Genomic DNA, 12,746 nt, shown 5'->3' on the forward strand with positions numbered 1-12,746 from the left:
AAGAGATCATCCGGTATTAGCACTCGTTTCCAAGCGTTATCCCAGTCTGCCAGGCAGGTTACCCACGTGTTACTCACCCGTCCGCCGCTGACATCAATGGAGCAAGCTCCACATCAGTCCGCTCGACTTGCATGTATTAGGCACGCCGCCAGCGTTCGTCCTGAGCCAGGATCAAACTCTCAAGTAAAGTTTGATTCAAGGCTCGAATCGATTCTCATCTATCACTCGTTTAGTTTTCAAGGATCAATCGCGTCACCGTAGTGTCTCTCGCGGCGACAAGAGTTACTATACCACGCTTCATCCCCGCAAAACAATCTGTAACATCATCCAAAACCAGCAAAAAAAGACTCGTCTCCTAGAGATCGAGTCTTTTTCCCTCCTCGCCCCACACTCATTCAACGTGCAAGGTAAATCGGAACGAAGTGTTGACGTTCAACTGCGTCACATGAGCAGGCTCTGGGATCACAAACGGTGCCGTCGTCACAAAGCTCGCCACCTCATAATCACCCGGCTTGTCCGGTGCGGTCACTTTCAATTTCTTCACCGCATACTTCCCGCGCGGAACCTTCACATACCAATAAGGTTGCGCACTCTCCCACGGCACCTGTTGCCAGCCTAGCGTCGTCCACACCAGATAGTCCTCCACCTCTGGGTCACCCCCGGCCCGGATCAAAAACTCCACAGACTCACCTGGCTTGGCTGTGACCTTTTTCGGCGGAATCTTAAACGTGTCGAAGTTCTCTAGCTGTTGATCCATAAACACGCCTCGAAACCCGTTCGCATCCCGAGTAACCTCGCTCGGCGCGGGAACTGGCGAACCTTGATAGGTTGCCCCTTGCTTCGTGACGATCGTGTACCTCGCCGACGTCCCAAAAAACTCAGACGGCTCCTTGGCCTCACTCGTCAACTTGTTCGAATCCGCGATCAGCGAGAGCACCAGCGCATGCGCCCCTTCCCCGAGATTCGGTAACGGGAAGTGTACGGGGACCAGTTTTTCCTCATTGTTTTTCACATCAAATGTAACAGTCAGCTCCGGGACTTGCTTGTAATCCAGATACACCAACAGCGAGAACTTCGCATCGTGTCCGGAGAAGTTGTGTACTTTGGCTGGGTAATGAAACTCCTGCTGGCCCGTCAGATCGATGACGAATTGCGGATTCACCGGCGCATCCAACCCCAAATTGTAGCCAAAGTCTTGGCCTTGGTTCTCCGACACTTGCTGTGTCTGCGTCTGCTCATCCGGTTTGTCAAAATACGCGATCTTGACGTAGACAATCCCAAAGCCCAACACCAGACCGATCACGATCAGCAGGAGGAACTCCAGCACTTTTTTCTGCATCAGGTCCACCACCTCGAGAAGTAGAACAACTCCCATCACGTGATCACGTGACAGGAGTTGCTCGTGTTCAACTGTAAAACCTAGAAGTACAGGTTCGTGGAAACGACTGCGAAGCCTGCAGTGCTGTCGGTGAATTGATGGTAGCCTGCGAAGTGACCAGAGGTGTTTGCGAGGGTGTTGGAGCTGGACTCGACGTAGGTGCCGTTGTCTACGGAGTTGGAATGGCCACCGTAGTTGATGCCGCCATCGCCGTAGTAGGTGTGCAGGGAAGCAACCAAGTTGCCAACCGGGCTGGAAGTAGCCGAAGTTGCATACGCAGTCGGTTGTGCGCCGCCGGATACGAGAACGAGGTTACCCGTCAAGGTTACACCGTTTTTCACTTTGGAAGCGGTTTGAGCTGCACCTGCAGTGGTAGCAACAGCCAGAGCTGCGACAGCCATAATGGTAGCGAGTTTCGTGATTTTTTTCATTTGATTCACTCCTAACGTAAATTTTATTGGTGGTTACGTCTTTCATATTAATATATTCGATCTCGTTTTTCACCTTAACCAACTCTCGTATATGAGAATTAGAGAAGCCTACCTAACCAATAGCTACTAATTTCGTAGTTTTAAACACAATATCAATATTATGAATTATAATTACATTCAAGAGTAAAATCTTTACACCACTGCCACAAAAAAGACTCGATCCGTTTGCGGACCGAGTCTTTTTTTACCCTTGGAGTTGCTGGAGACGCTTGCGAACTTCTGCTACGAGCGTTTCCTCCGCTGCCACGAGCGGCAGACGCACACCGCCAACTTGCACACCTTGCATCTCCAAGGCCGCTTTAACCAACGTCGGGTTGGTGGCGAGAAACAGACCTTTGAAGATCGGGGTCAGGCGCTTGTGCCATTCGGCAGCCTCTGCCGTGCGACCTTCTAGAAAGGCGTTGATCATCTGTGTCATCTCCTCACCAATCACATGCGAGGCGACCGAGACGATCCCATAGGCACCCGCGGCCATCATCGGCAGGGTCAGGATGTCATCCCCGCTGTAGACGAGGAAACCTTCTGGAGCCCGCGCCGTGATCTCGCTGATCTGCCCGAAGTCACCGCTCGATTCCTTGGTGGCGACGATGTTCGGGATCTCAGCGAGGCGCAACGTGGTGTCCGCATCCATGTTGATGGAAGTACGACCTGGAATGTTGTACAACACACAGGGGATCTCGACCGCTTCGGCGATCGCCTTGAAGTGCTGGTACATCCCTTCCTGGGACGGTTTGTTGTAATACGGCACGACGAGCAACAGCCCGTCGACGCCTGCCGCCGCTGCTTCCTGCGAGAAGTGTACACTGTCTGCGGTGCTGTTGCTGCCGGTGCCCGCGATCACTTTGACACGGCCTGCCGCCTGTTTCACCACGTGTTGGAACAGCGTGATCTTCTCGTCATGGCTCAGGGTCGGGGATTCACCTGTCGTACCGGCGACCACAATCGATGTGGTCCCGGTCGCGATCAGATGCTCAACCAATTTGTCGACTTTTACAAAGTCGATTTGCAAGTTTTGATCGAATGGCGTGACCATTGCAGTCACGAGTCTTCCGAAAGTCACTGTCTACACCTTCCTTATGTCTTAGCGCTGATGAAGTTGAAACTTGTTGTGAAGAGCTCGAATGGCTTTTACCATGTCCTCGCCGCGCACGAGCACCCAGATCGTGGTGTGTGAGTCGGCCGATTGCAGGATCTCGATCCCTTCGGAGATGATCGCTTCGACGATATGCGCCATGACGCCTGGCATTCCGGTCATCCCGGCACCTACGATCGCAACTTTGGCACAGCCGGGCACCACTTCAGGCTCGTAGCCGAGACCTTGCAGCACACGCACCGCTTCTGCTGTATCCTGATCGGTGACCGTATAAGCGACACCGCGCGGGTTGACGTTGATCAGGTCGACAGAGATGCTGTTGTCTGCCATCGCCCGAAAAACGCTGCGCTGCATGTCGGAATGCTGTCCCACCGTGGCAAACACTTTGATCTGCGTAACATTTGCCGTCTGCGTGATCCCTGTGACCATGCGGTCATTCAGCGGATCTTCGATCCGGTTGTTTTCCAAGTGGTTGGTCACGAGGGTGCCTTCGTCCTTGCTCATCGTGGAGCGGACGCGAATCGGGATGTTTTTCTGCATCGCGATCTCGACAGCGCGCGGGTGAATGACCTTCGCGCCTTGGTACGCCAAGTTGCAGATCTCCGCGTAGGTGACGGTGTTGAGGCGCGACGCGTTGTCCACGATGCGCGGATCGGCCGTCATGATCCCTTCGACGTCCGTGAAGATATCGACAATCTCCGCGTCTAACGCCACTCCGAGCGCGGTAGCAGATGTGTCGCTTCCACCTCTTCCAAGCGTCGTGATCTCCTGGTTTTGGGTCGCCCCTTGAAACCCGGTGACGATGACGACGCGATCTTGCTGCAGCTCTTGGAGGATGCGCTTCGGGTTGATGGTCACGATCTGGGCACGCGAGAACTCCTCATTGGTGATGATCCCGGCCTGCCCACCGTTCAAGACGGTGGCCTCCACACCGTGACCACGCAGTTGCCCCGCGAACGAGACAGCGGAGATCAGTTCTCCACAGGACATCAGCATGTCGAGTTCCCGTCGGTTCGTCCGGTCCTGCTCCCCAAGAATCGAGAGCAAGGAATCGGTCGCATATGGATCGCCTTTGCGACCCATCGCCGAGACGACGACCACCACGCTGTAGCCGTCTCGACGCGCATCTAGGATGTGTTCGATCGCCTTCTCGCGAGTCTCCCGCTTGGCAACGGAAGTTCCGCCGAACTTTTGGACTAAGATACGCATAGTGTCCCCTTCTATCTGGTTTTCACCATGTACTCCGCGATCTGCACCGCATTCCAAGCAGCACCCTTGAGCACGTTGTCAGACACGACCCACAGATTCAGACCGCGCGGATGGAACAGGTCGCGGCGGATGCGACCGACATAAGTGTCATAGGAGCCTTCTGCGGTGACCGCCATCGGGTATTCTTGGGCGGCCGGGTTGTCAACGACTTTGATGCCCGGCGCCTGTTGTAACAACTGCACGACGTCTTCCATATCAAACGCATCCTTGGTCTCGATGTAGACAGACTCGGAATGCCCGTAGAGCACCGGAACGCGAACGGTGGTCGGTGTGACCTGAATGTCCGGGTCGCCGAAGATCTTGCGGGTCTCGTTGACCATCTTCATCTCTTCCTTGGTGTACCCGTTGTCGGTAAAGGCGTCAATCTGCGGAATGACGTTGAACGCCTGTTGGTGTTTCTTCGGAAGCGAACCGACCGGGAGCACTTTCGGCTCCGGCTGCTTCCCGTCGAGGATGGCGCGGGTCTGGTCGAGCAGATCGTTGATCGCATTCTGCCCAGCCCCGGACACCGCCTGGTAGGTCGAGAGGATGATACGCTCGATGCCATATGCGTCATACAGCGGCTTCAGAGCAACGACCATCTGGATCGTCGAGCAATTCGGGTTCGCGATGATGCCTTGGTGTTGACCGATCATGTGCGGGTTGACTTCCGGCACGACGAGCGGCACTTCCGGCACCATGCGAAACGCCGAAGTGTTGTCGATGACAACCGCACCGCGCTCTACTGCGGCAGGTGCCAATTTCTCACTGATAGAGCCTCCAGCGGAGAACAGAGCAAAGTCGATGCCTTCAAACGCCTCCGGGCGGGCTTCTTCGACCGTGTATGTCTGGCCGTGAAACGTCACCTGCTGCCCTGCGGAACGCGCAGATGCCAACAGTTTCAGCTCACCGACCGGAAAGTTGCGTTTCTCAAGCGTTTCGATGATCTTTTGTCCGACTGCGCCAGTGGCTCCTACCACTGCGACATTGTAGCGATCCTTTTTCTCCATCTGGTATTCCATCTCCTCAACAAGGGCTTGCCTTTATTTTTGTAAATCCCGCCATTTCTCGACCAATACCGGCTGGATTTGTTTTTTCTCCAAAGCGTGTTCGAGGGTTGGGATGATCATCTCGTTGCGAGCAACCAACGAATTGATCTTCTTCACCGGGTCATCCTGGCCAAACGGCACGAAAAAGATGTTCTTGGTCGCCATCAACCGCGCGAGGTTGGCCATGTTCAGGCCTAGCCCGTCGTTGGTCGAAATCGACAGCACGACAGGTCCCTCGTTGCGCAAAGTAGCTTTGGCCGCCATCAGAACGGGCGACTCCGTCATCGCATTGGCGAGCTTGCTCAAGGTATTGCCTGTGCACGGTGCAATCAACACCACATCGCACATCTTGGTCGGCCCCAACGGTTCCGCTTCCGGAATCGTGCGAATCGCCTTCTCACCCGTGATTCTCTCAATCGTCGCGACCCACTCGTCTGCTTCGGCAAAACGCGTGCTCGTCGACTGTACTGTATAGGAGAGGATCGGAATGACGCGCGCCCCGATCTTGACCAGCTCTTCCAGCGCCGGTTGAACGTCCGCATAGGTGCAATGCGAACCGGTCAATGCAAAGCCTACCGTCTTTCCTTTGAGATCCATAATCGATACCTCCGAGGTTTTATGCGTTTTCCCACAACAACCGGCACAGTGTGCGTGCAAGTATCAGTCCGGAAGTTTTGGGCGCAACGATCCCCGGCAGGCTTGGAGCCAAAATGGCTTTGATTCCCCGTTTCTCAGCGTAGCGGAAGTCCGTACCACCAGGATTGGAGGCGATATCAATGATCACACAGGACTTCGGCACCTTCGCGAGCACTTCAGCCGACAGAACCATCGCCGGCACGGTGTTATAGATGATCTCCGCATCTTGCACAGCTGTCAAAAGCTCCTGCATCGCCACCGCTCGCAGTCCCATCTCTTCGATGCGGGCCAAATCCGGTGCGCTGCGGGCGCAGACGGTGACTTTGGCTCCTAGTCCATCCAGCATGCGTGCCAAGGTAACACCACATCGACCAAAGCCGAGCACGACCGACCTCGACCCATGTATGGTGATGTCCGTGTTCTGCATCGCGTACTGGATCGCCCCTTCGGCAGACGGGATCGAGTTGTGAATCGCCACTTCATCAAGTTCCATCAACTTGAACAAGCGCAACTCAGATTCCTGTGCGATCTTGCTGAGACGCTTGCGAGCGATGCCGGTGAACACTATCGAGTGGCGCGGCATCGCTTCAAAGTGTGACTCGTCGAGCACGAGAGGACTCGAAGAATATTGTGCTTGCACTTTGCCTTCGTCATCCATCCCAGAGACGGGAAGAACGACAGCGTCGACGTCAGCAAAAACGCCAGGGGAGAGCTCCGCCTTCACCGTGTCGGGAAGGAGGGTGGCAAGTTGGTCGAAGCCGATCAACACGATGCCCGCATCCAGTTCACTGGCATGCTTGATGACCTCGATGATGCGGGCGTCGCCACCGACGAACGCCAGTTTGATCCCTGTCAGCATGCTCCGGTGCCCCTTTCAGAACATTTTACGCCAAACCCTGCAATTTGCATAGACTGCGCCGCACGAGAACGGGGATGCTCCATGCCGCGACCGTTGCAGTGAGATATCCTATTCATGGGCACTATGTCTGGTGACACGCGGTGCGGGTTGTGAATCGAGAATGATCATGTCCGGCCCGATCTTGACGACCGCCGACCACGGAATGACCGTCTCCTCCCGGCGCTTGCCAAACGAAAAACCGCTCGAAGCGAGCAGAATCGAATCGATCTGCCCGGTCTCCTCATTCACCCACAGATCGGCTCCTCCCAGCACGCCGACCTTGGTCCCCGTCTGCATGTCGATCATCTCTTTGCCTGCCAACTCGCTCAATCGCATCGATGCACCCCTCCAATTGATGGTTCGTTCGTATTGCTTATGCGGCGCAAAAATAAAAAAGTACCCGCCCGCAGGCTGGTACTTTTTTCGACTTCCTGTTATTGACCCGGTGCTCGCAGCGTCTCGTTGGGACCGACGGCCGCCATCGCAAACGCACCGCTGACCATCTGTTTGGCCACTTCATGCACGTGATCGAGCGTGACCGACTGGACTTTGGCGACCAACTCATCAAGCGAGTTGTGGCGGCCGAGCAGTTCGTTTTTGCCAAGTCGGCTCATCCGGCTGGAGGTGCTCTCCATCGACAGCATCAACGAACCTTTGACCTGTTCCTTCGCCTTCGTCAACTCGTCTTGGGTAACGCCTTTTTGGGCGATGTTGTGGAAGATTTCATGCGTCAAGTCCAGCACGGTCTGCGCACGTTCCGGAGCGGTGCCGCAGTAGAGGCCGAACACACCGGTGTCTTTGTACGCCGTGTGGTAGCTGTAAATCGAGTACGCCAAGCCGCGCTCCTCACGCACCTCTTGGAACAAGCGCGACGACGAGGTGCCGCCGAGGATGTTATTGAAGAGAATGCACGGGTAGATCATCGGATGGTCGTACTGGAAACCAGGCATCCCCAGCACGATGTGCGTCTGCTCGGTGGCTTTGTGGCGAATGGCTTGCCCAGCGGAGAACGTCGCCTGTTCCAGCGTATTCCGACGAAGGGACGGCTTGATGCCACCAAACAGTTGCTCCGCTTGCTTCAACACGTCGTCACGCTTGATGTTGCCAGCGACCGCGAGCACGATGTTGTCGGTGGTGTAGTTGTCAGCCATGTAGGCAAACAGATCCTTGGAGGTGAAGGCGTTGAGCGTCTCCTCCGTGCCGAGGATGTTGTAGCCCAGCGGATGTGTCGGGTAGATCACTTCCGCGATCAGGTCGTGGACGAGTTCATCCGGTGCGTCTTCGTACATTTTGATCTCTTCGACGACAACACGGCGCTCCTTGACCAATTCCTCCTCTGCAAATTTCGAGTTCAGCAGCATATCGGAGAGCGTCGAGAGCGCGAGACCGAAGTGTTCGTCGAGGACTTTCGCGTAGTAGCAGGTGTATTCTTTGGAAGTAAAGGCATTCACCTGACCGCCGATGCCGTCAAACAGCTCTGCGATCTGGCGGGCGTTCAGCTTGTCGGTGCCTTTGAACATCATATGTTCGATAAAATGGGTCACGCCGTTGTTCTGTGGGTTCTCATCACGAGAACCGGTGCCCACCCAAATGCCGAGCGACACGGAACGAACGGTTGGAATCTCTTCAATGACCACACGAATTCCGTTCGGGAGTATTTCACGGTAGATCAAGGACATCCTCCTCGTACACATTGCGTCTTATGGAAACTGCCACTACTATAACAGAACATTCCAATCGTCACAAGAGCGCTGCCTGCCAAGCTCAAGGTGTTGGCAACGGTCGTACCGGGTCGAGCAACGTCGAGACCGTGACGAGGCCGTAGCCTTTTTTCTGCAACCCTTGCAGTATGGTACGCAGGGCATCCCGCGTCGGTTCCGTTGGATGCATGAGCACGAGGGCTCCGTTTTCCGCGCGGGAGAGCACGCGGTCCTCGATGACGGAAGCGGGCGGTTTCTTCCAATCGACCGTATCGAGCGTCCAGAGGATCGTGCGCAACTTCTGGCCGTGCGCCGTCTTCACCGTCGTTTCATTGTACGCACCCGACGGAGGGGCAAAAAGCGTCGGTGTCTGCCCCGTCGCTTTTTTTATGACCTCGTTGGTGCGCGTGATCTGGCTCCGTTGTGAGCCGGCGTCGAGGTGGGACATATCCGGGTGCGAATACGCATGGTTGCCGATCTCATGCCCACGTACCACGATCTGCTTGGCCACGCCTGGATGATCGGCTGTCCACGAGCCGTCGAGGAAAAACGTAGCCTTCACTTGAAACTCGTCCAACGTTTTGAGTAGATCCTCTATATATTCTGTCCCCCAAGCAACGTTTATCATAAGTGCCATCTGTTTTTTTTCTGGATTGCCTCGATAGATCGGCACAGCGCCGAGGTCGTTGAGCGTCACGTTGGGAGGAATTTGTTTGGCGACGAGCGGTATCCGACCGTCCATGGCTTTTTGCGCTTGCTTGATCGTCGCTTCTACATCGACTTTTAATCCGTTCAGCTCTGGAACTCCCTTCCAGACCGGGTCGTTGCGAGCGTCGATCGGATCGGCGTTGTAGAGCTTTTCCAACAGCTGTACGCGCTGCTCCAAACTTCCCGACGGAGAGGCCCCTGCCATCGCGCTGACGACGGCAAGCGTAGGCTTCGCATCTGGCTCCCCCTGTTGCCCGGTCAAAAAAAAGCCGCCCACGAGCAAGACCCCCGTGGCAACACCCGCAAGCAAGCGGCCACGGGCGAGTTTGATCGTCAGAATCGGCTTTGACTGCTTGTTCATGAACGCACCTCCCCTTGCAAGTCGGAACAGGTGCGCCATTGGTACCCTGCCTTTTGCACACGCTGCAACAGTTTCGGCAGTTGCTTGGCGGTCTCCCCGTCGGTGCGCAGACGGAGGATGTCACCTGCGTGCAGGGAAGTTTCCAGTCCACTCCAGACGGCGACCGCATCTTGGCCCGGCTCTGGCGCGAGGTTCGTCGTCCAAGCGATCAGGTTTTCATGGCGCTCACGAATCGCCTTGGCGACCGCACCTTTGGATTCACCAAACGGGATGCGAAAAAGCGTACTGTCCGGCAGGCCAGCTTTTTGCCACGCCTTGTCCGCCTGTGTCAGTTGCGCCTGCACTTCATCCTCCGACATCTCCGTAGCTTTCTGGTAGGTGTAGAGCGTGTGGCCGACTTCATGGCCTTGGCGGACGATCTCCAGTGCCGTGCGCGGGTTTTTCTCCACCCACTCCCCCGTCAGGAAAAACGTCGCGTGTACGCGTGCGGCACGCAACTGTTGCAGCACATCTGCAACGCGTTCCGAATCGCTCGCTCCCACGTCGAACGTCAACGCGACCGCTTGCTCTGCCGTGTTGTAGCTCTGGACAGGCAGGGCGAGGCCTTTCAGATCGCGGACATACGTATTGATCGCCATCGTATCGCTAAGACCCGAAAACAGCAGCAGGCAGACTGCCGCCGCTGCCAACAGTTTGCCAGCTTGTACTCGGCGTGCCGTTGAGGTCGTCTTGTTTTTCATGCATCGTACCTCCTCACTTTGCTAGGAGATTCTATGCGGAACTCGGTAGGACTAGACCGAAAAAAAGAGACAGGCCGCAGGTGCGGACTGTCTCTTTTGCTGATCTAGAGATTGCTTGCTCGGTTATTGCTTGGTTTCTTCGCGCGGACGGTCGTTATTGCTGCGACGGTCGCCACCGCGATCTCCACCACGGTCGCCTCGCGGACCACGATCGCCATCGCGGTTCTCACGACGCGGCGGACGGGTCTCAGACACCGGGAGCGGAGGCAAACCTTTCAGTTCGCGCAGTGCTTCCTTGTGCGACAGGTTGACGCGGCCTTGCGGGTCGATCTCGGTACACTTGACGAGCAACGAATCACCGACTTTGACCACATCCTCGGTGTTCGCCACACGCTCTTCGCCAAGTTGCGAGATGTGTACGAGACCTTCCTTGCCCGGCAGAACTTCGACAAACGCGCCATACTTCTCCACGCGGGTGACTTTGCCGTTGTAGGTGACGCCCGCTTCGACTTCCTTCACGATGCCTTCGATGATCGCTCTGGCCTTGGCACCTGCTTCGCCGTTGGTTGCTGCGATGAAGACGCGGCCGTCTTGCTCGATGTCGATCTTGACGCCGGTTTCGTCGATGATCTTGTTGATCACGCGACCACCCGGTCCAATGACGTCGCGGATCTTGTCCGGATTGATGCGCAGGGTGATGATGCGCGGTGCGTACTGGGACAGATCTTCACGCGGTTCTGCGAGTGCTTCCATCATCTTTTCGAGGATGTGTGCACGGCCACGGTGTGCCTGCTCCATCGCCGTCTCGAGGACTTGGCGGGTGATGCCTTTGATCTTGATGTCCATCTGCAGGGCGGTGATGCCCTTCGCAGTCCCTGCCACTTTGAAGTCCATGTCGCCGAGGTGGTCTTCCATGCCTTGGATGTCGGTGAGGACAGCCATTTTGTCACCATCAGCGATCAGACCCATCGCGACACCGGAGACCGGAGCTTTGATCGGTACGCCAGCGTCCATCATCGCGAGGATCGAGCCGCAGATCGACGCTTGCGAGGAGGAACCATTCGATTCAAGCACTTCAGAGACGAGGCGGATCGTGTACGGGAACGATTCTTTGTCCGGGATGACCGGTTCCATCGCACGTTCACCAAGCGCACCGTGACCGATGTCGCGGCGGGACGGAGCGCGCAACGGACGCGCTTCACCGACGGAGAACGGCGGGAAGTTGTAGTGGTGCATGAAGCGCTTTTCTTCCTCAAGACCGATGCCGTCGATCTCCTGGGCATCCCCGAGCACGCCGAGGGTGCAGACGGAGAGCACTTGGGTTTGACCACGGGTGAACAGGCCAGAACCATGCACGCGCGGCAAGATGCCGACAACGGAATCGATCGGGCGAACTTCGTCGATCTTGCGTCCGTCAGGACGGACGCCTTCGTGTACGATCGAGTAACGAACTTGTTCCTTCACGATGTCGTAGAGGACTTCGTTGATGTCCTTTGCATTCGCGCCGAAACTCTCTTCGCCGAGGTCTGCCAGCAGCGCGGTTTTGACTTCATCCTTCACGGCGGAGATGTTCTGCTCACGCTCATGCTTGTCAAACGTGCGGATCGCTTCTTTGAGCTTGTCCGTCGCGAGAGCGCGGACTTTTTCGTTGATCACGGCATCGACGGTATGGAGAACGACTTCCATCTTGGCCGGTTGCAGTTCTGCAACGATCTGCTCTTGGAATTCAACCAATTCCTTGATTCGATCATGACCGAACATGATCGCTTCGATCATATCGACTTCGGTGACTTCCTTGGCACCCGCTTCGACCATGTTGATCGCGTGCTTGGTACCTGCAACGACGAGGTGCATGTCCGACAGTGCCGATTGCTCGACAGTCGGGTTCACGATCAGTTCGCCGTCGATGCGGCCGACGATGACGCCCGCGATCGGACCTTCAAACGGAACATTGGAAGTCATCAGAGCGACCGAGGTTCCGAGCATGGCAACGATTTCCGGTGCGCAGTCTTGGTCCACCGACATGACGATGTCCATGACTTGAATGTCGTTGCGGAAGCCTTCCGGGAACAACGGGCGGATCGGGCGGTCGATCAGGCGAGACGACAGGATCGCTTTTTCCGAAGGACGGCCTTCGCGCTTGATGAAGCCGCCTGGGATTTTCCCAACCGAGTACAGACGTTCCTCATAGTTGACGGTCAGCGGGAAAAAGTCCAGATCCTTCGGTTCCTTGGATGCCGTGACGGTTGAGAGAACAACAGTATCGCCATAACGAACGAGGCAAGACCCACTGGCTTGCTTTGCAACTTTACCGATCTCAATGCTCAGCGTTCTGCCGCCGAGCGTAGTCGTAAAGGTTTTATGCATGGTATGCAGGATACCTCCTTACGGATTAGGTATTATGTATGAACGACTTAAATCTAAGATTACTTCGCACTTGTGGA

At 56.0% G+C, this 12,746-nt stretch carries 12 protein-coding genes and 1 rRNA gene; all 13 read right to left on the reverse strand.

Going from position 1 to position 12,746, the window contains the following annotated elements:
* A 16S ribosomal RNA gene (locus tag C7459_RS11130) occupies positions 1-187 on the reverse strand; the annotation flags it as partial.
* A 204-nt stretch (positions 188-391) separates the two neighbouring features.
* On the reverse strand, positions 392-1,339 hold the full coding sequence (locus tag C7459_RS11135; RefSeq protein WP_109689247.1) for a hypothetical protein: 948 nt from the start codon (positions 1,337-1,339) through the stop codon (positions 392-394).
* An 80-nt stretch (positions 1,340-1,419) separates the two neighbouring features.
* Positions 1,420-1,809, reverse strand: coding sequence for a hypothetical protein (locus C7459_RS11140; protein ID WP_109689249.1), 390 nt, complete (start codon positions 1,807-1,809; stop codon positions 1,420-1,422).
* A 244-nt stretch (positions 1,810-2,053) separates the two neighbouring features.
* Entirely contained in the window at positions 2,054-2,929 is an 876-nt protein-coding gene (gene dapA / locus C7459_RS11145; RefSeq protein ID WP_109689251.1) for a 4-hydroxy-tetrahydrodipicolinate synthase, read from the reverse strand.
* A gap of 21 nt (positions 2,930-2,950) precedes the next feature.
* Positions 2,951-4,171: an aspartate kinase gene (gene dapG, locus C7459_RS11150; RefSeq protein WP_109689253.1), complete on the reverse strand. Its 1,221-nt coding sequence runs from the start codon at positions 4,169-4,171 to the stop codon at positions 2,951-2,953.
* An 11-nt stretch (positions 4,172-4,182) separates the two neighbouring features.
* Entirely contained in the window at positions 4,183-5,220 is a 1,038-nt protein-coding gene (locus C7459_RS11155; RefSeq protein ID WP_109689255.1) for an aspartate-semialdehyde dehydrogenase, read from the reverse strand.
* 33 nt (positions 5,221-5,253) lie between these two features.
* Positions 5,254-5,856: a dipicolinate synthase subunit B gene (locus C7459_RS11160; RefSeq protein ID WP_109689257.1), complete on the reverse strand. Its 603-nt coding sequence runs from the start codon at positions 5,854-5,856 to the stop codon at positions 5,254-5,256.
* A 19-nt stretch (positions 5,857-5,875) separates the two neighbouring features.
* On the reverse strand, positions 5,876-6,754 hold the full coding sequence (gene dpsA, locus C7459_RS11165; RefSeq protein WP_109689259.1) for a dipicolinate synthase subunit DpsA: 879 nt from the start codon (positions 6,752-6,754) through the stop codon (positions 5,876-5,878).
* 108 nt (positions 6,755-6,862) lie between these two features.
* On the reverse strand, positions 6,863-7,129 hold the full coding sequence (locus C7459_RS11170) for a YlmC/YmxH family sporulation protein (protein WP_109689261.1): 267 nt from the start codon (positions 7,127-7,129) through the stop codon (positions 6,863-6,865).
* Between the two features lie 98 nt (positions 7,130-7,227).
* Complete coding sequence (locus C7459_RS11175; RefSeq protein WP_245884505.1) at positions 7,228-8,466, reverse strand: M16 family metallopeptidase; 1,239 nt, start codon at positions 8,464-8,466, stop codon at positions 7,228-7,230.
* Between the two features lie 91 nt (positions 8,467-8,557).
* Entirely contained in the window at positions 8,558-9,562 is a 1,005-nt protein-coding gene (locus tag C7459_RS11180) for a polysaccharide deacetylase family protein (protein ID WP_170119422.1), read from the reverse strand.
* Positions 9,559-10,302 (reverse strand): polysaccharide deacetylase family protein, encoded by a 744-nt coding sequence (locus C7459_RS11185; RefSeq protein WP_109689266.1) that lies wholly within the window; start codon positions 10,300-10,302, stop codon positions 9,559-9,561. The genes C7459_RS11180 and C7459_RS11185 overlap by 4 nt, the downstream gene beginning before the upstream one ends.
* A 123-nt stretch (positions 10,303-10,425) precedes the next feature.
* Positions 10,426-12,669: a polyribonucleotide nucleotidyltransferase gene (gene pnp / locus C7459_RS11190; protein ID WP_109689268.1), complete on the reverse strand. Its 2,244-nt coding sequence runs from the start codon at positions 12,667-12,669 to the stop codon at positions 10,426-10,428.
* Between the last annotated feature and the right edge of the window lie 77 nt (positions 12,670-12,746).

The organism is Tumebacillus permanentifrigoris, from assembly GCF_003148565.1.
GTDB lineage: Bacteria > Bacillota > Bacilli > Tumebacillales > Tumebacillaceae > Tumebacillus > Tumebacillus permanentifrigoris.

What these genes read in the sequence shown, in the direction of transcription:
- C7459_RS11170 (WP_109689261.1), bottom strand. Translation starts at nt 7,129, where the DNA reads ATGCGATTGAGCGAGTTGGCAGGCAAAGAGATGATCGACATGCAGACG.
- C7459_RS11185 (WP_109689266.1), bottom strand. Translation starts at nt 10,302, where the DNA reads ATGAAAAACAAGACGACCTCAACGGCACGCCGAGTACAAGCTGGCAAA.
- C7459_RS11135 (WP_109689247.1), bottom strand. Translation starts at nt 1,339, where the DNA reads ATGCAGAAAAAAGTGCTGGAGTTCCTCCTGCTGATCGTGATCGGTCTG.
- pnp (WP_109689268.1), bottom strand. Translation starts at nt 12,669, where the DNA reads ATGCATAAAACCTTTACGACTACGCTCGGCGGCAGAACGCTGAGCATT.
- C7459_RS11160 (WP_109689257.1), bottom strand. Translation starts at nt 5,856, where the DNA reads ATGGATCTCAAAGGAAAGACGGTAGGCTTTGCATTGACCGGTTCGCAT.
- dpsA (WP_109689259.1), bottom strand. Translation starts at nt 6,754, where the DNA reads ATGCTGACAGGGATCAAACTGGCGTTCGTCGGTGGCGACGCCCGCATC.
- C7459_RS11140 (WP_109689249.1), bottom strand. Translation starts at nt 1,809, where the DNA reads ATGAAAAAAATCACGAAACTCGCTACCATTATGGCTGTCGCAGCTCTG.
- dapG (WP_109689253.1), bottom strand. Translation starts at nt 4,171, where the DNA reads ATGCGTATCTTAGTCCAAAAGTTCGGCGGAACTTCCGTTGCCAAGCGG.
- C7459_RS11180 (WP_170119422.1), bottom strand. Translation starts at nt 9,562, where the DNA reads ATGAACAAGCAGTCAAAGCCGATTCTGACGATCAAACTCGCCCGTGGC.
- C7459_RS11155 (WP_109689255.1), bottom strand. Translation starts at nt 5,220, where the DNA reads ATGGAGAAAAAGGATCGCTACAATGTCGCAGTGGTAGGAGCCACTGGC.